This is a genomic window from Burkholderia sp. ABCPW 111 (assembly GCF_000773065.1).
Lineage (GTDB): Bacteria > Pseudomonadota > Gammaproteobacteria > Burkholderiales > Burkholderiaceae > Burkholderia > Burkholderia savannae.
Map to the genome: position 1 here is coordinate 22,210 of NZ_JPWT01000092.1, position 19,063 is coordinate 41,272.

At 68.4% G+C, this 19,063-nt stretch carries 14 protein-coding genes; 8 read left to right on the forward strand and 6 right to left on the reverse strand.

Features of this window, described 5'->3' with window-relative positions:
• Positions 1 to 67 precede the first annotated feature (67 nt).
• Entirely contained in the window at positions 68 to 880 is an 813-nt protein-coding gene (locus tag X946_RS21565; RefSeq protein ID WP_038751763.1) for a helix-turn-helix transcriptional regulator, read from the forward strand.
• Positions 881 to 949: 69 nt separating this feature from the next.
• Here the strand turns inward: X946_RS21565 and X946_RS21570 are convergent, their stop codons facing one another.
• Positions 950 to 1,960, reverse strand: a complete 1,011-nt coding sequence (locus tag X946_RS21570) for a Csu type fimbrial protein (RefSeq protein WP_038751808.1) — start codon at positions 1,958 to 1,960, stop codon at positions 950 to 952.
• A gap of 439 nt (positions 1,961 to 2,399) precedes the next feature.
• Between X946_RS21570 and X946_RS21575 the strand changes: the two genes are divergently transcribed.
• From X946_RS21575 to X946_RS21605, 5 genes are all read left to right on the forward strand, one after another.
• Positions 2,400 to 2,918, forward strand: a complete 519-nt coding sequence (locus X946_RS21575; RefSeq protein ID WP_038751765.1) for a Csu type fimbrial protein — start codon at positions 2,400 to 2,402, stop codon at positions 2,916 to 2,918.
• Between the two features lie 7 nt (positions 2,919 to 2,925).
• Positions 2,926 to 3,651: a fimbrial biogenesis chaperone gene (locus X946_RS21580; RefSeq protein WP_038751768.1), complete on the forward strand. Its 726-nt coding sequence runs from the start codon at positions 2,926 to 2,928 to the stop codon at positions 3,649 to 3,651.
• A 754-nt stretch (positions 3,652 to 4,405) separates the two neighbouring features.
• Positions 4,406 to 6,697, forward strand: a complete 2,292-nt coding sequence (locus X946_RS21585; RefSeq protein WP_038751771.1) for a fimbria/pilus outer membrane usher protein — start codon at positions 4,406 to 4,408, stop codon at positions 6,695 to 6,697.
• Positions 6,698 to 7,200: 503 nt separating this feature from the next.
• The gene (gene argH, locus X946_RS21600) at positions 7,201 to 8,610 is read left to right on the forward strand and encodes an argininosuccinate lyase (RefSeq protein WP_038751780.1); all 1,410 of its coding nucleotides are present in this window, start codon (positions 7,201 to 7,203) and stop codon (positions 8,608 to 8,610) included.
• A gap of 300 nt (positions 8,611 to 8,910) precedes the next feature.
• A complete protein-coding gene (locus X946_RS21605; RefSeq protein ID WP_038751783.1) occupies positions 8,911 to 9,582 on the forward strand; it encodes an HAD family hydrolase in 672 nt (223 codons plus the stop codon).
• Positions 9,583 to 9,702: 120 nt separating this feature from the next.
• On the opposite strand, the gene X946_RS21610 is transcribed toward X946_RS21605, so the two are convergent.
• The 5 genes from X946_RS21610 to apbC form a co-directional block, all read right to left on the reverse strand.
• Positions 9,703 to 10,413: a lysozyme inhibitor LprI family protein gene (locus X946_RS21610; RefSeq protein WP_038751786.1), complete on the reverse strand. Its 711-nt coding sequence runs from the start codon at positions 10,411 to 10,413 to the stop codon at positions 9,703 to 9,705.
• Positions 10,414 to 10,415: 2 nt separating this feature from the next.
• A complete protein-coding gene (locus tag X946_RS21615; protein ID WP_038751788.1) occupies positions 10,416 to 12,695 on the reverse strand; it encodes an arginine/lysine/ornithine decarboxylase in 2,280 nt (759 codons plus the stop codon).
• A 102-nt stretch (positions 12,696 to 12,797) separates the two neighbouring features.
• On the reverse strand, positions 12,798 to 13,367 hold the full coding sequence (gene dcd / locus X946_RS21620) for a dCTP deaminase (RefSeq protein ID WP_009892477.1): 570 nt from the start codon (positions 13,365 to 13,367) through the stop codon (positions 12,798 to 12,800).
• Positions 13,368 to 13,471: 104 nt separating this feature from the next.
• On the reverse strand, positions 13,472 to 14,011 hold the full coding sequence (gene sodC / locus X946_RS21625) for a superoxide dismutase [Cu-Zn] (RefSeq protein WP_038751791.1): 540 nt from the start codon (positions 14,009 to 14,011) through the stop codon (positions 13,472 to 13,474).
• A gap of 131 nt (positions 14,012 to 14,142) precedes the next feature.
• Positions 14,143 to 15,231: an iron-sulfur cluster carrier protein ApbC gene (gene apbC, locus X946_RS21630; RefSeq protein WP_038751794.1), complete on the reverse strand. Its 1,089-nt coding sequence runs from the start codon at positions 15,229 to 15,231 to the stop codon at positions 14,143 to 14,145.
• A gap of 372 nt (positions 15,232 to 15,603) precedes the next feature.
• On the opposite strand from apbC, the gene X946_RS21635 reads away from it, so the two are divergent.
• Entirely contained in the window at positions 15,604 to 16,251 is a 648-nt protein-coding gene (locus tag X946_RS21635) for an OmpA family protein (RefSeq protein ID WP_038751797.1), read from the forward strand.
• 452 nt (positions 16,252 to 16,703) lie between these two features.
• The gene (gene metG / locus X946_RS21640) at positions 16,704 to 18,875 is read left to right on the forward strand and encodes a methionine--tRNA ligase (RefSeq protein ID WP_038751800.1); all 2,172 of its coding nucleotides are present in this window, start codon (positions 16,704 to 16,706) and stop codon (positions 18,873 to 18,875) included.
• Positions 18,876 to 19,063: the final 188 nt, after the last annotated feature.

Sequence of the window (19,063 nt, forward strand, 5' to 3'; positions counted from 1 at the left end):
TCCGCTCCACCAGCCTGGCGATCGGAGCACCGTATTTCCGTTCGCCCTCACGCATCGCCCGACCCAGATGAGCCGCCCGTCCGCCCCACCGTCCCTCGACTCAACGCCCGCCCGCGCGCTCGGCGAATTCATCCGCGCGCACCGCGAGCGGCTGTCTCCGCAGGCGCTCGGCCTGCCGCCCGGCCCGCGGCGCAGGACGCCGGGATTGCGCCGCGAGGAGGTCGCGCAGCTCTGCGGCGTGAGTCCCACCTGGTACACGTGGATCGAGCAGGGCCGCGAAGTGTCGGCGTCGGCCGACGCGCTCGCGCGCATCGCGGTTGCGCTGCGGCTGTCACGCGCCGAGCGCGCGTATCTGTTCGAGCTCGCCGCGCAGCGCGACCCGGCCGAGCCCGAGTTCGCGGCGACCGACGCGCCGGAAACGCTCGTCGCCGCCGTGAAGCTCATCGCGACGCCCGCGTACGTGCTCGATCGCCAATGGAACGCGCTCGCGTGGAACGACGCGGCCGCCGCGCTCTTCACCGGCTGGCTCGACGGCGAGCGCGGCGAGCGCAACCTGCTGCGCTTCACGTTCACGTCGCCCGCGGCGCGCGCGCTGATCGTCGATTGGGAAACGCGCGCGCGGCGGCTCGTCGGAGAATTCCGCGCCGACACGATTCGCCATCTGAGCGACGCGCCCACCCGTGCGCTGATCGATTCGCTGCTCGCCGAAAGCGACGCGTTCGCGCATTACTGGGCGTCGCAGGACGTCGGCGAGCGCGAAGGCGGCGAACGCGCGTTCGACCATCCGCGCGAAGGCCGCGTCGTCTATCAGCAGATGACGCTCAAGCCCGCGCATCGCGAAGACCTGAAGCTCGTCGTGCTGGTTCGGGAACACGCGTGACGGCGGGAACCCGGGCCCGCGCGCGCATGCGAACGCGAGCCGCGTCGCGCGACGCCGGGCGAAGGTTCGTCAGAACGTGATCGTCGCGGTGATCGTGTCGTTGTAGGTGCCGGGCGCGGGCGTCGTCTGCACGGGCACCTGGCCGTACACGGTGAGCGACTGCGACAGGCCGCTCCCCGTTCCCGTCGCCGTCGACGTGCCGGACGTGCCGTCGCCCCAAATCGTCGAATGCGCGGCGTCGAGATACAGCTGATAGTTGACGGCGCCGCCCCCGCCCGTGCGCTGCATCGCCCGCGACGACACGTCGCCGCTGCCGCCGCCGTTCAGCGCGATCCGGAACGCGTCGCCGTTCGTGCATTGCGCGCTGATCGTGCCCGTCGCGCTCAGCGCGCTCTGGATCACGCCCGTCGAGCCGAACGCCACGTTTGTCGCGTTGATGAAACAATCGTTGACGACGGTCGCGTTCACCGTGAATGCAAACGTACCTGCCGACGCCTGCGACGCACAAGGCGTCGGCGTCAGCGTGTAGAAGCTGTAGTTGAGCGACGTCAGCGTGCCGCCGAACGTCTGCGAATAGGTGGTGCTCGCGTTGCCGACCGTCGGCACGGTCGGCTGGTTCGCCGCGATCTGCCCGTAGATCGTGACGTTCGAGCTCGCGGTCGTGCTGAGCGCCGGCTTCACGAGCGTGAGCGAGATCGGCGTCGTGCCGTAATACGTCGAGCCCCAGCTCTGCGTGTGGCCCGAATCCTGATACAGGTCGTACTGCATCTGGTTCGATCCGTTCGTCAGATAGCGCGGCGGCGTGCCGCCGAGATTCAGGCAAACGAGCACGCTGGGCGTCAGCGTGGCGGCCGACCACGTGCAGGTGACGGTCATCGTCGCGGTGGTCGTGACGGCCGCGAGCGTGATCGGGTCGACCGAGCCGAAATCCGGCGCGGGCGTCGTGACCGAGCACGTCTCGGCGCGTGCGGCGCTCCACGGGCCCGCCATCAGCAACGCAACGAGCATCGCGAGCAGCCATTGTTTCAAATCGCGCTGCCTGAATTTTGTCATCGCCATTTTTTGACGTATCTCAAGCATTCGGACCGGCTTCAGTATAACCATCGGCACGCGCCATTCGATTTTCGGCGAACGGCATAAAGTGGCTCGACCGTCGCCGACACGCGGCGAGGAAATTCCGAATTCATCCGGATTCGTTCATCCGAATCCGGCCGACCGAATCCGGCCGACTGCACGCCGGCCGAAAAACGCCGCCCGGCGGCCGTCGGCGGCCATGCGGCTTTCACGAATTTTGCCGTCATTGCCTGAAAGTGTATTGCACCGGTTACGTAGGCTTTTCTCCCGATCATTCACCGGCATTTTCCCGTTGCCGGGAATGAAATCGTCGACTAGGCTTGTTAGGAACGCAAAAAAATCATGTCTTCGGCTTATCGCGCGCTCATTGAACGGCGCACCTGACATTTCGATGCCTGCGGCGGAATAGTGACGGGAAAATAACCATAGCTACGGAGCGATTGCGATGCATGTCCTTCAACGCCCTCTGTTGTCGGCCCTCGCCGCCGCTGTCCTCGTCGCCACGCCGTCGTTTCGTCCGGCATCGGCCGCGACTGCCACCGCCACCTTCAACGTCTCGCTGACGATCCAGGCCAACTGCACGATCTCCGCCAACCCACTGTCGTTCGGCACGACCGGCGTGCTGGCGTCGGCGGTCAATCAGCAGACGACGCTGTCCGTCACCTGCACGAACACGACGACGTACAACGTCGGCCTCGACCCGGGCAGCGTGTCCGGCTCGAGCGTCTCGAGCCGCCTGCTCGCCGGCACGGCGTCCGGCAACACCAGCACGACGGTCGGCTTCCAGCTCTATCAGAACGCGGGACACTCGACGCCGTGGGGCAACACAGTCGGCACCGACACCGTGAGCGGCACCGGCAACGGCACCGCGCAGACGCTGACCGTGTACGGCCAGGTGCCCGCACAGACGACGCCGCAACCCGACACCTACCAGACGACCATCACCGCGACCATCACGTTCTGAGCCGCCCGTGACGTCGCTCGTCCGCCGGTGGCTCGCCGTTCTCGCCGTCGCTGCCGCCACCGTCCCGGCCGCCCGCGCCGCGACGCTGCAGATCTCGCCCGTCACGGTCGAGATGGCGGCCGACAATCCGGCGGCGGGCGTCATGCTGCGCAACCCCGACGCGCGGGCGATCTACGGGCAGGTGCGCACCTTCCGCTGGAGCCAGGAGCAGGGCGACGACGTGCTCGTGCCCGCGCCGGGGCTCGTCGCGAGTCCGCCGCTGCTGCAGATCGGCGGGCAGAGCGAGCAGCTCGTGCGGCTCGTGCGCGTCGCGCACGACAAGCCGCGCGCAGAGGAAAGCTATCGCGTGCTGATCGACGAGTTGCCGACGCGCGACGCGCCCGTCGTCAACGGCATCGCGATCCGGCTGCGCTACTCGATTCCGGTGTTCGTCGCGCCCGACACCGCGCTCGGCCCGCCGAAGCTCACATGGCGTATCGTGCGCGGCGCGTCGGGCTGGCTGTTGCGCGTGGCGAACGACGGCGGGCGGCATGCGCAGGTCGCATCGGTGCGGCTCGTCGACGACGCCGGCAAGACTTACGAGATCGCCCCCGGCCTTCTCGGCTACGCGCTCGCCGGCAGCATGCGGCAGTGGCCGCTGCATCTCGACGCGACGCGGATCGTGCCGCGCATCCGCAAGGTGCGCGCGACGATCAACACCCAACCTGTCGAGGCGGACGTGAGCCCGCCTTGACGACACACTTCGACCGTTCCTCCAAACCACTCGCTCGAACGTGCCGACTGTCCGCATCGCGCATCGCTCGACGGACCCTGGGCGGCATCGACGGTTCGTCGGACTGACGATCGCACTCGCCGCCGCGACATTCGCCGCTGCCGCGGCGAGCCGGGGCGCGCACGCGCAAAGCGCATCGGCTTCGGGTGAAACCGGCGCCGAGGATGCGGCAACGCGCGCCGCGCCGGCGAGTCCGGCCGTGCTCGCGTCGGGCTCCGTGAGGACATCCGCGGGGGCGTCCGTCGATCGCGTGCTCAGCGGCGCCGCCGTGCGCGCGGGATCCGGCGGCGCATCGGCGGCGGCGGCCGGCGCGGTCGTTGCGCCCGCAACGGTTGACGCGGTGACGTCGACGGGCGGGTTCGCGGCGGTGGCGAATGGGAGCGAGTCGGTTGCGTCGTCCGTGTCGTCCGTGTCGTCTTTGTCGTCTTTGTCGTCTTTGTCGTCTTTGTCGTCTTTGTCGTCTTTGTCGTCTTTGTCGTCTGTGTCATCCTCGCCGTCCTCGTCGCACCCGTCGTTGCCGTTTTTGCAATCCTCGCCATCGGCATTGCCGTCGCCGTCCACGTCGCCTTCGCCGGCCGCATCGCCGTTGCCGTTCGCGTCGCCCACATCGCCGGCATCGCCCTCTCCGGCGACGTCGCCCTCTCCGGCGACGTCGCCCGCACCGGCCGCATCGCGCGCCTCCCCCGCTTCGGCCAACGCCCGAACCCCGCTCGCCGTGGCCGCCGCGCCCCCCGCGCTGTCCGCACCGCCCAACCCGACGACGAGCCTGCCCGTGCCCGGCGCGGACGCAACCGTGACCGCGAACGACCTGTATCTCGCCGTCTCGCTGAACGGCCAGCCGACGCACCTGATCGTGCACTTCGTCGTCGCCGACGGCCGCTTCTACGCGAGCCAGGACGACCTGAACGACATCGGCATCGCGACGTCCCGGCTGCGGCAGCCGGCGAACGCGCTCGTCGCGCTCGATGCGCTCGACTCGCTGCGCTACCGCTACGACGCGGCGCGCCAAACCATCGACCTCGACGCGCCCGACTCGCTGCGCATCCCGCACACGTTCGACACGCGCGCGCTCGCGCCGACGGTCCCCGCGAGCGCCGGCCGCGGCGTCGTGCTGAACTACGACCTGTACGCGCAGACGACCGACCGCGCGGGCGCCGCGCTCTGGCACGAAGCGCGCTACTTCGACCCGGCGGGCGTGTTCAGCAGCACGGGCGTCGCGTATTTCCAGCACGGCGGCCAGCGCTACACGCGCTACGACACGTCGTGGAGCAGGTCCGATCCGAACTCGCTCACGACGACGCAGTTCGGCGACACGATCTCGTCGTCGCTCGCATGGACGCGCTCGCTGCGCCTCGGCGGCCTGCAATGGCGCAGCAACTTCGCGCTGCGCCCCGATCTCGTGACGTTCCCGGTACCCTCGCTCGCGGGCACGGCCGTCGTGCCGTCGACGGTCGATCTGTACGTGAACGGCGTGCGCCAGTTCAGCAGCGACGTGCCGAGCGGCCCGTTCGTCATCAACAGCGTGCCGGGCATCACGGGCGGAGGCAACGCCACCGTCGTCACGCGCGACGCGCTCGGGCGCACGATCGCGACGTCGCTGCCGCTCTACATCGACACGCGAATGCTCGCGCCGGGCCTCGCGAGCTACTCGGTCGAGGCGGGCTTTTTGCGGCGCGCGTGGGGCCTGCGCTCGTTCGACTACGCGCGCCGTCCGGCCGCGAGCGCGACCGCGCGCTACGGCGCGACCGACAGCCTGACCGTCGAGGCGCATGCGGAAGCGACGCCCGGCCTCTACAACGCGGGCGCCGGCACGCTCGTGCGGCTCGGCGGCGCGGGCGTCGCGAGCGCGTCGGTCGCGCAGAGCCTCGGGCGCCTCACCGGCACGCAGGTCGGCATCGGCTATCAGCTCGTGCGCCCGCGCTTCTCGATCGACGCCGAGACGCTGCGCGCGTTCGGCAACTACGGCGACCTCGCCGCGCGCGACGGCACGCCGGTGCCGAGCGCGACCGATCGCGTGACGCTGTCGCTGCCGTTCATCCGGTCGCAGACGTTCGCGATCAGCTACATCGGTCTCAAGTACCCCGGCCTGCAGGCGTCGCGGATCGGCTCGGTGTCGTACTCGGTAAACGTCGGCAGCCTCGCGTCGATCAACATCAGCGCGTTCCAGGACTTCCATCAGCGCGACTCGCGCGGCGTGTTCCTGAGCCTGAACGTCGCGCTCGGCGACCGGACGTCCGTCAACACGAACGCCGGCCGGCAGAACGGCAAGACGGTCTACAACGTGAACGCGATGCGCGCGCCCGACTACGGCGGCGGCTTCGGCTGGAGTGCGCAGGCGGGCGACGCGGGCGGCACGCGCTACGGCCAGGCGCAAGCGCAATACCTCGGCCGCGCGGGCGAAGTGACGGCGCTCGCACAGACGATCGCGGGGCGGCAAAACGCGGCGCTCGACGTGACGGGCGCCGTCGTGCTGATGGACGGCAACGCGCACCTCGCCCGGCGCGTCGACGACGGCTTCGCGCTCGTATCGACGGACGGATCGGCGGGCGTGCCGGTGACGCACGAGAATCGCGTGATCGGCACGACCGACCGCGGCGGACATCTGCTGATCCCCGACCTGAACGCGTATCAGAACAACCGGATCGGCATCGACGCGCTGAAGCTGCCGCTCGACGCGCGCATATCCGACACGATCCGCAACGTCGTCCCGCAGTCACGCTCGGGCGTGCTCGCGCATTTCTCGATCGCGCGCGAGCCATCGGCGTCGATCGTGCTCGAGGATGCGTCCGGCGCGCCGCTGCCGCCCGGGCTTGCGGTCACGCATCGCGAAAGCGGCGCGAGCACGATCGTCGGCTACGACGGGCTCACGTTCGTCACCGGCCTCGCGGCCGTCAATCATCTGGAGATAACGGGCCGCGGCAAGCGCTGCGCAGTCGCGTTCGATTACACGCGCCCCGCCGACGGCACGCCGCCGACGATCGGGCCGCTCACCTGCGATTTGAAGTGACGCGATGCGCACGCGGGCGCGTCGCGCGATCCGCGATGGCGCGTCGGCCGACTCGGCCGGGCGCCGGCGTTCGGTCGCATCGTTTGCATCGTTTGCGCCGTTTGCGCCGTTTGCGCCGTTTGCGCCGTTTGCGCCGTTTGCGTCGTTTGCGTCGTTTGCGTCGCTCGCACGTTCACACCGTTCGCCCCGATTGCGCCGCCGTATCTATCAGGCGACGCCGCGTCCATGACAGCGGCCGCCGCTCGCGACCGCCGCGAGCGGCGCACCCATCGCGCACCCATCGCGCACCCATCGCGCCCGCCGCGCAAGCGCCCCCGCGCCGGCCCGCCGTATCGCCCGTCGCCGTGCAGCCCGCCCGCACGCGCGCCGAAACCGCCGGCGCACGCGCTCCGCCCCCTCGCGCCGCCCCGACCGCGCCCCACCGGCCGCCCACCGCGCGAATGCTAGAATCCGCGTTGTCCGTTCGCGGCGCGCGCCGCTCCACTCCCCTTTCAAGAATCGCCATGACGTCCCAACTGCACAAAAAGGGCGAGGCCTGGTCGGCCCGCTTTTCGGAACCGATGTCCGAGCTCGTCAAGCGCTATACGTCGTCGGTTTTCTTCGACAAGCGCCTCGCGCTCGTCGACATCGCCGGCTCGCTCGCGCACGCGAACATGCTCGCCGCGCAGAAGATCATCAGCGCCGACGATCTCGCCGCGATCGAGCGCGGGATGGCGCAGATCAAGGGCGAGATCGAGCGCGGCGAATTCGAATGGCAGCTCGATCTCGAGGACGTCCACCTGAACATCGAGGCGCGCCTGACCGCCCTCATCGGCGACGCCGGCAAGCGCCTGCACACGGGCCGCTCGCGCAACGACCAAGTCGCGACCGACATCCGCCTGTGGCTGCGCGGCGAGATCGACCGCATCGGCGGCTTGCTGAACGACCTGCGCGGCGCGCTCATCGACCTCGCCGAAAAGAACGCCGACACGATCCTGCCGGGCTTCACGCACCTGCAGGTTGCGCAGCCCGTCACGTTCGGCCATCACCTGCTCGCGTACGTCGAGATGTTCTCGCGCGACGCGGAGCGCATGCGCGACTGCCGCGCGCGCGTGAACCGCCTGCCGCTCGGCGCGGCCGCGCTCGCGGGCACGAGCTATCCGATCGACCGTCACGCGGTGGCCAAGTCGCTCGGCTTCGACGGCATCTGCGCGAACTCGCTCGACGCCGTATCCGATCGCGACTTCGCGATCGAATTCACGGCGGCGGCGGCGCTCGTGATGACGCACGTGTCGCGCTTCTCCGAGGAGCTGGTGCTGTGGATGAGCCCGCGCGTCGGCTTCATCGACATCGCCGATCGCTTCTGCACGGGCAGCTCGATCATGCCGCAGAAGAAGAACCCGGACGTGCCCGAACTCGCGCGCGGCAAGACGGGCCGCGTGAACGGCTACCTGATGGCGCTGCTCACGCTGATGAAAGGCCAGCCGCTCGCGTACAACAAGGACAACCAGGAAGACAAAGAGCCCCTCTTCGACACGGTCGACACGGTTGCCGACACGCTGCGGATCTTCGCGGAGATGGCGGCGGGCATCACGGTGAAGCCGGACGCGATGCGCTCGGCGGCGCTGCAGGGCTTCTCGACCGCGACGGATCTCGCCGACTATCTGGTCAAGCGCGGGCTGCCGTTCCGCGACGCGCACGAGGCGGTCGCGCATGCGGTGAAGGTCTGCGACGCGCGCGGCATCGATCTCGCGGACCTCTCGCTCGACGAAATGAAGCAGGAGCTGCCGAACGTCGCGCACCTGATCGGCGACGACGTGTTCGACTATCTGACGCTCGAAGGCTCGGTCGCGAGCCGCAACCATCCGGGCGGCACCGCGCCGGACCAGGTGCGCGCGGCGGCGAAGGCGGCGCGCGCGGCGCTCGGCAAGTAAGCTCGCATGCACGTGGCGGACACCGAATGGTGTCCGTCTTTTTTATTTGCCGGGCGAAACGCCGGGCAGCCCACAAAGCGATGCGCGCCCGGCCGCGCCGATATGCGCCGGCGGCTCGTCGCGATCGACGGGCACACGGCTAACGCGAAACCGGGCGCGGCAAGCGACACGCGGCGATCGCCGCGACGGCGCGCACCGCTTTCGGCTGCCCGCGCGCTCGGCGACCACGCTGGCGACGCCGCCCGAACGCGCGACGGTGCGCAGCCCGCGGCCCACGCCTCGATACACGGACGACAACCCATGTTCTCAGCGGCAATCTTCGATATGGACGGCCTGCTCGTCGATTCCGAGCGGACCATCATGAATACGTGGATCGACGTCTCGCGCGCGCACGGCGTCGCGCTGTCGTCCGCCGACTATCTGCAGATCGTCGGCCGCTCGTTCCGCGAAGGCCAGACGATCCTCGCCGGCCTGCTCGGCGACGACGCGTTCCGCTCGGTGTCCGCGCAGGTGCGCACGCAGCTCGCCGCACCGCTGCCTCATCCGAAGTTTCCGCTGAAGGCGGGCGCGCACGCGCTCCTGACGACGCTCGCCGACGCCGGCGTGCCGTGCGCGGTCGCGTCGTCGTCCACGCGCGACGTGATTCGCACGCGGCTTCACGCGGTCGGCGTGCTGGAGCGCTTCGCCGCGATCGCGGGCGGCGACGAAGTGGAGCGCGGCAAGCCCGATCCGGCCGTCTACCGGCTCGCGGCCGAACGGCTGAACCTGCCCGCGCACGCGTGCGTCGCGTTCGAGGACAGCGATTTCGGCGCGCTCGCCGCAACGCGCGCGGGCGCGTCTGTCGTCACCGTGCCGGACCTGAAGGCGCCGACGCCCGAGATCGTCGCGCTGAGCCTGCGCGTGCTCGATTCGCTCGACGACGCGGTCGCGCTCGTGCCCGCGTGGTTCGGGCCGCACGCCGCGCACGCGTGAGCGGACGCGGCGCCGCCGCGCAGCGGACACGCAAGATCGACACGAGGATGGCGGCGGGCGGCCTCACCGGCGCGCGCCAAAGAAACGGGAGACGAACCCCGGCCGCGGTGCGCTGAGCGCTCAGCGATTGTTGACCGTCTCCGAGAACCGCTTGAGCGTCGCGACGCGCGCGCCGATCAGATCCACGCGCCCGTCCTCGCTGATAAGCGGCGTCGTCGCGTCGCGAAACGCGGCCCACTCGCGCTGCGCGGCGACGAGCGTCGGCAGCGAGGCCGCAGGCATCCGCGCCTGCAATTTCGCGTAATAGCGGTTCATGTCGAAGAGCGCATGCTCGCAAGCCGCATCGCGCATGCAAGGCCGCACGCGGTGCACGGCGCCCTTGTCGCCGCCCGGCTGCGCGTAGCGGTCGGCGGCGCCGCGCAGCGCGAGCGCGCGGTCGCGCACCGGCTGCAGCCGCATGTCGGCGCTCGCCATCGCGTACATCGTCCCCTGCGTCGTCTCGTAGACCGCGCGCACCAGATGCGCCTCGTCCTTGCGCCACGCGAGCCAGCGGCGCTGGCTCTCCTGCCAGCCGCGCCGCGCGTCGGCGGGCGCCGCCTTCTGCAGCCGCTGGTACGCGGCGTCGACTTCGCCGAGCCACCGCTGACGCGCCTCGTCCATGCACTGGATCTGGCCCGCCGTCGACGAGCGGTCGCGCCGCGCGAGACACTGCCGCATCGCGACGTCGATCGGATCGGCCGCCGCGACTTCCGCGTGCGCCGCGCCCGCCGCGAGCCATCCGGCGAGCGCGGCGGCGGCCAGGCGCGCGAGCGTCTTGCGGACTGCCGTCATCGTCAATCGCGCACGCAGTCGACGTAGTACTCGATGCGCCCGTTCATCTCTTCCGCGACGAGACCGTGGATGTCGGTGTGAAAGCCCGGGAAGCGCTCGTTGAAATCGCGCGCGAACCGCAGGTAGTTGACGATCGTCTTGTTGAAGCGCTCGCCCGGAATCAACAGCGGAATGCCCGGCGGATACGGCGTCAGCAGGATGCTCGTCACGCGCCCTTCGAGCTCGTCGAGCGGCACGCGGTCGATCTCGCGGTGCGCGAGCTTCGCGAACGCGTCGGACGGCTTCATCGCCGGCTCCATGTCCGACAGGTACATCTCGGTCGTGAGGCGCGCGATGTCGTTCGCGCGGTACACGTCGTGAATCTGCGTGCAGAGATCGCGCAGGCCGACGCGCTCGTAAAGCGGATACTGCGCGACGAACTCGGGCAGCACGCGCCAGAGCGGCTGGTTGTTGTCGTAATCGTCCTTGAACTGCTGCAGCTCGGTCACCATCGAGTTCCAGCGGCCCTTCGTGATGCCGATCGTGAACATGATGAAGAACGAGTACAGGCCCGTCTTCTCGACGATGATCCCGTGCTCGGCCAGATACTTCGTGACGATCGCGGCCGGAATGCCCGTCTCGCCGAATTCGCCGTCGACGTCGAGCCCCGGCGTGATGATCGTCGCCTTGATCGGATCGAGCATGTTGAAGCCTTCCGCGAGCGGGCCGAAGCCGTGCCAGCGATCGTTCGGCTTCAGCAGCCAGTCGGCGCGCGAGCCGATCCCCTCGTCCGACAGGTTGTCCGGGCCCCACACGCTGAAGAACCAGTCGGCGCCGTACTCGGCGTCGACCTTGCGCATCGCGCGGCGGAAGTCGATCGCCTCGGCGATCGATTCCTCGACGAGCGCGGTGCCGCCCGGCGGCTCCATCATCGCGGCCGCGACGTCGCACGACGCGATGATCGCGTACTGCGGGCTCGTCGACGTGTGCATCAGGTACGCCTCGTTGAAGCGGTGCTTGTCGAACGTGCGGTTCTCCGAATCCTGCACGACGATCTGCGACGCCTGCGAAATGCCCGCGAGCAGCTTGTGCGTCGAGTGCGTCGCGAACACGAGCGCGCCCGTGCGCGGCCGGCCCGCGCCGATCGCATGCATGTCCTGGTAGAACGGGTGGAACTCCGCGTGCGGCAGCCACGCCTCGTCGAAGTGCAGCGTGTCGACGAGGTCGCCGAGCAGATCCTTGATCTGCTCGACGTTGTAGACCACGCCGTCGTACGTGCTCTGCGTGATCGTCAGGATTCGCGGCTTCGCGTTCGGGTTCTTCGCGAGCGCCTCGCGCGCGAACGGGTTCGCCTCGATCTTCTTGCGGATGTTCTCCGGCTTGAACTCGTCGCGCGGAATCGGCCCGATGATGCCGAAGTGATTGCGCGTCGGCGTGAGGAACACGGGGATCGCATGCGTCATCGTGATCGCGTGCAGGATCGACTTGTGGCAGTTGCGATCGACGAGCACGATGTCGCCTGGAGCGACGGTCGCGTGCCAGACGATCTTGTTCGACGTCGACGTGCCGTTCGTCACGAAGAACAGGTGATCGGCGCTGAAGATCCGCGCGGCGTTGCGCTCGGACGCGGCCACGGGGCCCGTGTGGTCGAGCAGCTGGCCGAGCTCGTCGACCGCGTTGCAGACGTCCGCGCGCAGCATGTTTTCGCCGAAGAACTGGTGGAACATCTGGCCGAGCGGGTTCTTCAGGAACGCGACGCCGCCCGAGTGGCCGGGGCAGTGCCACGAGTACGAGCCCTCGTCGGCGTACTTGACGAGCTCCTTGAAGAACGGCGGCGAGAGCGAATCGAGATAGACCTTCGCTTCGCGGATGATGTGGCGCGCGACGAACTCCGGCGTGTCCTCGAACATGTGGATGAAGCCGTGCAGCTCGCGCAGGATGTCGTTCGGCAAATGGCGCGACGTGCGCGTCTCGCCGTACAGGAAGATCGGGATGTCCGCGTTGCGGCGGCGCACCTCGGTCACGAACGCGCGCAGCTCGATGATCGCCGTCGCGAGCTCGGGCAGCTCGCCGTCCGCGCCGATTTCACCGAGCATCAGCTCGTCGTCGTCGATCGACAGGATGAAGCACGACGCGCGGCTCGACTGCTGCGCGAACGACGTCAGGTCACCGTAGCTCGTGAGGCCGAGCACTTCGACGCCTTCTTTCTCGATCGCCTCCGCCAGCGCCCGGATGCCGGAGCCCGAGATGTTCTCGGAGCGAAAATCTTCGTCGATGATGACGACGGGAAAACGAAACTTCATGGGCGATTCTCCAAAAAGAACGACCGCGGCGCGCGGGCATGAACAGGCCCTGGCGCAGCGGTCACCCGGACTGGCGATAGGTCAGATCGATATGCAAGCAGATCAGGTTTTCGGCAGCGTGACACCGCGCTGTCCCTGATACTTGCCGCCGCGGTCGGCGTACGACACGTCGCAGACTTCGTCGCTCTCGAAGAAGAGCACCTGCGCGACGCCCTCGTTCGCGTAGATCTTCGCGGGCAGCGGCGTCGTGTTCGAGAATTCGAGCGTCACGTAGCCTTCCCATTCGGGCTCGAACGGCGTCACGTTGACGATGATCCCGCAGCGCGCGTACGTCGACTTGCCGAGGCAGACGGTCAGCACGGTGCGCGGAATGCGGAAGTACTCGACGGTGCGCGCGAGCGCGAACGAGTTCGGCGGAATGATGCACACGTCGCCCTTGAAATCGACGAACGAGCCTTCGTCGAAGTTCTTCGGATCGACGATCGTCGAATTGATGTTCGTGAAGATCTTGAATTCGTCCGCGCAGCGGATGTCATAGCCGTAGCTCGACGTGCCGTAGCTGACGATCCTGCGGCCGTCCTCGGCGGCGCGAACCTGATCGGGCACGAACGGCTCGATCATCTTGTGCTCTTCGGCCATGCGCCGAATCCACTTGTCGGACTTGATGCTCATAAAAAGGCGCCGGAAAACGCTGCGTGTCTGGATGAATGCCGCCGGACGTTCCGGCGGCCGTGAAAGGCGCACATTTTACGCGATCGCGAACGGACCGACTCGCGTCATTGCCGCACGACGCCGCACGCGAGCGCGGGCCCCGCGCCGTGCTGCGGGAACGCCGGGTCGCCCGGATCGCGGTGGACGAGCACCGAGCGGCCGAGCACCGAGCGCACGCCGTCGAGCGCGACGTCCGGCGCGACGATGAAGCCCGCCGCGACGCCGTTCGCATCCGCGTGGATGTTGCCGAGATCGCCGCCGACGCGCGCGCCCGCGCGCAGGCGGTCCGCCGCGGGCGCGAACACGGCGCCCGCGCTCGAGCCGTCGGCGGCGTTGCAGTCGCCGCGCTCGTGGATTTGCAGCGCGTGATCGGTGTTGGGCGGCAAGCCCGCGAAGTTGTACGTGACCTGCACGCCGTCGGGCCGCTCGGCGAGCGTCACGGTGCCGCGCGCCTGGCTGCCGACCGTCGGCTGGAGCAGCGCGTCGGCGCGCTTTTCGTGTTGCGATGCAAAAGTGGTGCAGCCGGCCAAAAGGCCGATGGCGGCCAGGACAAGCGGCGCATTGAGCGCGAGCCACCCCGGCACGCCGTCGAGTCGTCGTTTCATGCGATCCTCATGCCGGGCGGAACGCTCGGACGAGCGCCCGCCGGGCCGGTAAAGGGGACCTTCGGGAAAGTCGTCATGATACCGTGACTCGCCACGCCGCCGACACCGTCCGACGCGGCCCTGCCGGGATTTTACGTATTTTGTACAACGATCGTCGGAAACTTCGACGACATGTCCCGCGCGCGCTCGGCGATCGCGATCGCGACGCCCCGCGCGATCGCGCGGTAGCGCTCGGCGAGCTTGCCTTGCGGGTCCGCGACGACGGTCGGCGCGCCGCTGTCCGCCTGCTCGCGGATGCGGATGTCGAGCGGCAGGCTGCCGAGCACGGTCACGCCGTACTCCCGCGCCATCCGCTCGGCGCCGCCCGCGCCGAACACGTGCTCCTCGTGCCCGCAGTTCGAGCACACGTGGATGCTCATGTTCTCGACGATGCCGAGGATCGGGATGTTCACCTTCTCGAACATCTTGAGGCCCTTCTTCGCGTCGAGGAGCGCGATGTCCTGCGGCGTCGTGACGATCACGGCGCCCGTCACCGGCACGCGCTGCGCGAGCGTGAGCTGGATGTCGCCCGTGCCGGGCGGCATGTCGACGATCAGATAGTCGAGATCGCGCCAGTTGGTCTGGCGCAGCAGTTGCTCGAGCGCCGACGTCGCCATCGGGCCGCGCCACACCATCGGATTGTCCTCGCCGACCAGAAAGCCGATCGAGTTCGCCTGCAGCCCGTGGCCGACGAGCGGATTCATCGATTTGTTGTCGGGCGACTCCGGCCGCTCGTGAATGCCGAGCATCGTCGGCAGCGACGGACCGTAGATGTCGGCGTCGAGGATGCCGACCGACGCGCCTTCCGCCGCGAGCGCGAGCGCAAGGTTCACGGCCGTCGTGCTCTTGCCGACGCCGCCCTTGCCGGACGCCACCGCGACGATGTTCTTCACGTTCGGCAACAGTTGCACGCCGCGCTGCACCGCATGCGCGGCGATTTCCTGCGACACGGCGACGCGCGCGTCGCGCACGCCCGGCACGGCGGACAACGCCGCGGCGACCCGCGCGCGCGCGTCGTCGAACTGGCTCTTGGCCGGATAGCCGAGCACGACGTCGGCCGAAACGGCGTCGCCGTCGATCGTCACGTTGCGGATGCCGCGGTGCGCCGCGTACGGGCGGCCGGTGTTCGGGTCGACGACTGCCGCGAGTGCGGCGTCGACGAGCGCCCTGTCGATACTCATCGAAACTCCGTGGGAACGTCGCTCAAAATCGCCTAAAACGTCAACTACCTTCAAATATCAGAGCGAAAAGCGAGAAAAGTGAAAGAATTTATTGCACGCCATTGCGGAAAGCCGACTTGCGGAGCAATCTTCGCGGGCGGCGCGCTTCGGGGCCACATCGGGGCCACACCGCCTATATTGTAGAGGCTGGGGCGCGCTTGGTCCTAACAGCCATCCTGGCGAACGGGGCTTGTCCGCAATCGCGGCAGGCCCGGCCGCCCGGAGCAGGACTGATCGATGCGCTCGCGCCCGCACAGCCGGCGCGCGGGCAACCCCCGCCGAAAGAGCGGTTCTTTTTTGTTCTTGTCGAGTCACTCAAGAGAGGAAACCAAGATGAATACCAAAATCGCGACGCGCTTGTCCGTTTTCGCTCTCGCCGGCGCCCTGCTGGCGGGTTGTGCAACCCCGCAAGGCACCAACACGGCTGTCGGCACCGGTACCGGCGCCGCGCTCGGCGCGGGCATCGGCGCGCTGGCGGGCGGCGGCAAGGGCGCCGCGATCGGCGCCGGCGTCGGCGCGCTCGTCGGCGGCGTGACGGGCTACAACTGGCAAGCGATCAAGAACAAGCTCGCGCCGTCCGCGCAACAGACGGGCACGCAGGTCACCGAACAGCCGGACGGCTCGCTCAAGCTGAACGTGCCGAGCTCGGTCACGTTCGCGACCGACCAGTATGCGATCACGCCGGCGTTCACGCCGCTCCTGAACGACCTCTCGTCGACGCTGAACCAGAACCCGCAGATCACCGCGTCGGTCGTCGGCTACACCGACAGCACGGGGTCGGCCGCGCACAACCAGACACTGTCGCAGAATCGCGCGCAAAGCGTCGTGAACGCGCTGTCGCAGCGCGGCGTCGCGGGCGGCCGCCTGTCGGCGCAAGGCATGGGCGCGTCGAACCCGATCGCCGACAACGCGACGGAAGCCGGCCGCGCGCAGAACCGACGCGTCGAGATCTACCTGCGCGCTCCGCAAGCGGCGCAGTAATTTCGACCGCCGGAGAATGGCGCGCCGAGCCCCGCCGGACAAGGCTTTCGAGGCAGCTCGTAACAACTCGAAAAATTTTTCGAACTTCTTCCGAGCTGCGTAGTCTGTCTTTACGGTACGTGACTGGTGCTGCCGGCGCGTCACCATTCTCCTCTTGTCGTTGTTGCTCCGGGGCAAAGTCCGCCCCGGTTTTTTTTGCCCGCACGCAACCGCGCTGCGCCGCAACATCCGACCGCCCTGCCGCGTTGCCAGCCGACGCAAACATAGCCGCTTTACGCGCGGCTTTCAATTCGCCGAATATTACGATTCGTGACGCGCCGGCGAGCGCCGCGCCGCGACCCGGCCGGAAGTGCGCAGCTGCGCGCGGCCGGCCCGCACTTCGGCCAAGCGGCCGCCCTGCTAGAATCGCAGCTTCCCTACGATTTTCCCCAAGCAGTCCCTTCAGAGACCCTATGTCCGCATCCGACCTCAACTCCGTGCAGGCAGGCGCGCCGCAAAGCCGGCGCCAGATCCTCGCCACGTCCGCGCTGCCCTATGCGAACGGGCAGATTCACATCGGCCACCTGGTCGAGTACATCCAGACCGACATCTGGGTGCGGACGATGCGAATGCACGGCCACGAGATCTACTACATCGGCGCGGACGACACGCACGGCACGCCCGTCATGCTGCGCGCCGAGCAGGAGGGCGTGACGCCGAAGCAGCTGATCGAGCGCGTGTGGCGCGAGCACAAGCGCGACTTCGACAGCTTCGGGGTGTCGTTCGACAACTTCTACACGACCGATTCGGACGAGAACCGCGTGCTGAGCGAGAAGATCTATCTCGCGCTGAAGGAGGCGGGCTTCATCGCCGAGCGCGAGATCGAGCAGGCATACGACCCCGTCAAGGAAATGTTCCTGCCGGACCGCTTCATCAAGGGCGAGTGCCCGAAGTGCCATGCGAAGGACCAGTACGGCGACAGCTGCGAGGTGTGCGGCACGACCTACCAGCCGACGGATCTCGTCAATCCGTACTCGGTCGTGTCCGGCGCGACGCCCGTGCGCAAGACGTCGACGCACTACTTCTTCCGCCTGTCCGATCCGCGCTGCGAGGCTTTCCTGCGCGAATGGGTGAGCGGCCTCGCGCAGCCCGAGGCGACCAACAAGATGCGCGAATGGCTCGGCGACGCGGGCGAAGCGAAGCTCGCCGATTGGGACATCTCGCGCGACGCGCCGTACTTCGGCTTCGAGATCCCCGGCGCGCCCGGCAAGTATTTCTACGTGTGGCTCGACGCGCCCGTCGGCTACTACGCGAGCTTCAAGAACCTGTGCGAGCAGCGCGGCATCGATTTCGACGCGTGGATCAAGAAGGATTCGACGACCGAGCAGTATCACTTCATCGGCAAGGACATCCTGTACTTCCACACGCTGTTCTGGCCCGCGATGCTCGAGTTCTCGGGCCACCGCACGCCGACCAACGTGTTCGCGCACGGCTTCCTGACCGTGGACGGCGCGAAGATGTCGAAATCGCGCGGCACGTTCATCACCGCGCAAAGCTACATCGACACGGGCCTGAACCCCGAATGGCTGCGCTACTACTTCGCCGCGAAGCTGAACGCGACGATGGAAGACCTCGACCTGAACCTCGAGGACTTCCAGGCGCGCGTGAACAGCGACCTCGTCGGCAAGTACGTGAACATCGCGAGCCGCGCGGCGGGCTTCCTGCTCAAGCGCTTCGACGGCCGCGTGCAGGACAGCGCGATGAACCATCCGCTTCTCGCGACGCTGCGCGACGCGGTGCCGCAGATCGCCGCGCACTACGAGGCGCGCGAGTACGGCCGCGCGCTGCGCCAGACGATGGAACTCGCGGATGCGGTCAACGGCTACGTCGACACCGCGAAGCCGTGGGAACTCGCGAAGGACCCGGCGAACGCGGTCGCGCTGCACGAAACGTGCAGCGTGAGCCTCGAGGCGTTCCGCCTGCTGTCGCTTGCGCTCAAGCCCGTGCTGCCGCGCGTCGCGCAAGGCGTCGAAGCGTTCTTCGGCATCGCGCCGCTCGTGTGGGCCGACGCGAACCGGCCGCTGTCGTCCGAGCAGCCGATCCGCGCGTATCAGCACCTGATGACCCGCGTCGATCCAAAGCAGATCGACGCGCTTCTCGCCGCGAACCGCGGCTCGCTGCAAGGCACCGCCGCGGCCGACGCGGGCGCGGCGAACGGCGGCGGCAACGTCGCGAAGAATGCGAAAAGCGCGAAGGCCGCGAACGCGACGAACGCGGCGGCGCCCGCCGACGACGATGCATCGCCGATCATCGCGATCGACGATTTCGCGAAGATCGATCTGCGCATCGCGAAGATCGTCGCGTGCCAGGCCGTCGAAGGCTCGGACAAGCTGCTGCAGCTCACGCTCGACGTCGGCGAGGAGAAGACCCGCAACGTGTTCTCCGGCATCAAATCCGCGTACCAGCCGGAGCAGCTCGTCGGCAAGCTGACGGTGATGGTCGCGAACCTCGCGCCGCGCAAGATGAAGTTCGGCGTGTCGGAGGGAATGGTGCTCGCCGCGTCGGCGGCCGACGAGAAGGCCGAACCGGGCCTCTACATTCTCGAGCCGCATAGCGGCGCGAAGCCCGGCATGCGCGTGAAGTAAGCGAGCGCATCGACGCGATAGATCCGGAGGGCCGCTTTCGCGGCCCTCCGCGTTTCTGCGGGAACGTACGCGGCATGGCGCAGTCGCATGCATCGCGCATCGCGCATCGCGCATCGCGCATCGCGCATCGCGCATCGCGCATCGCGCATCGCGCATCGCGCATCGCGCATCGCGCATCGCGCATCGCG

Excerpts from the sequence above, each read along its gene's own strand:
- X946_RS21565 (WP_038751763.1), top strand. The coding sequence starts at position 68 with ATGAGCCGCCCGTCCGCCCCACCGTCCCTCGACTCAACGCCCGCCCGC.
- X946_RS21570 (WP_038751808.1), bottom strand. The coding sequence starts at position 1,960 with ATGCTTGAGATACGTCAAAAAATGGCGATGACAAAATTCAGGCAGCGC.
- X946_RS21575 (WP_038751765.1), top strand. The coding sequence starts at position 2,400 with ATGCATGTCCTTCAACGCCCTCTGTTGTCGGCCCTCGCCGCCGCTGTC.
- argH (WP_038751780.1), top strand. The coding sequence starts at position 7,201 with ATGACGTCCCAACTGCACAAAAAGGGCGAGGCCTGGTCGGCCCGCTTT.
- X946_RS21605 (WP_038751783.1), top strand. The coding sequence starts at position 8,911 with ATGTTCTCAGCGGCAATCTTCGATATGGACGGCCTGCTCGTCGATTCC.
- X946_RS21610 (WP_038751786.1), bottom strand. The coding sequence starts at position 10,413 with ATGACGGCAGTCCGCAAGACGCTCGCGCGCCTGGCCGCCGCCGCGCTC.
- X946_RS21615 (WP_038751788.1), bottom strand. The coding sequence starts at position 12,695 with ATGAAGTTTCGTTTTCCCGTCGTCATCATCGACGAAGATTTTCGCTCC.
- dcd (WP_009892477.1), bottom strand. The coding sequence starts at position 13,367 with ATGAGCATCAAGTCCGACAAGTGGATTCGGCGCATGGCCGAAGAGCAC.
- sodC (WP_038751791.1), bottom strand. The coding sequence starts at position 14,011 with ATGAAACGACGACTCGACGGCGTGCCGGGGTGGCTCGCGCTCAATGCG.
- apbC (WP_038751794.1), bottom strand. The coding sequence starts at position 15,231 with ATGAGTATCGACAGGGCGCTCGTCGACGCCGCACTCGCGGCAGTCGTC.
- X946_RS21635 (WP_038751797.1), top strand. The coding sequence starts at position 15,604 with ATGAATACCAAAATCGCGACGCGCTTGTCCGTTTTCGCTCTCGCCGGC.
- metG (WP_038751800.1), top strand. The coding sequence starts at position 16,704 with ATGTCCGCATCCGACCTCAACTCCGTGCAGGCAGGCGCGCCGCAAAGC.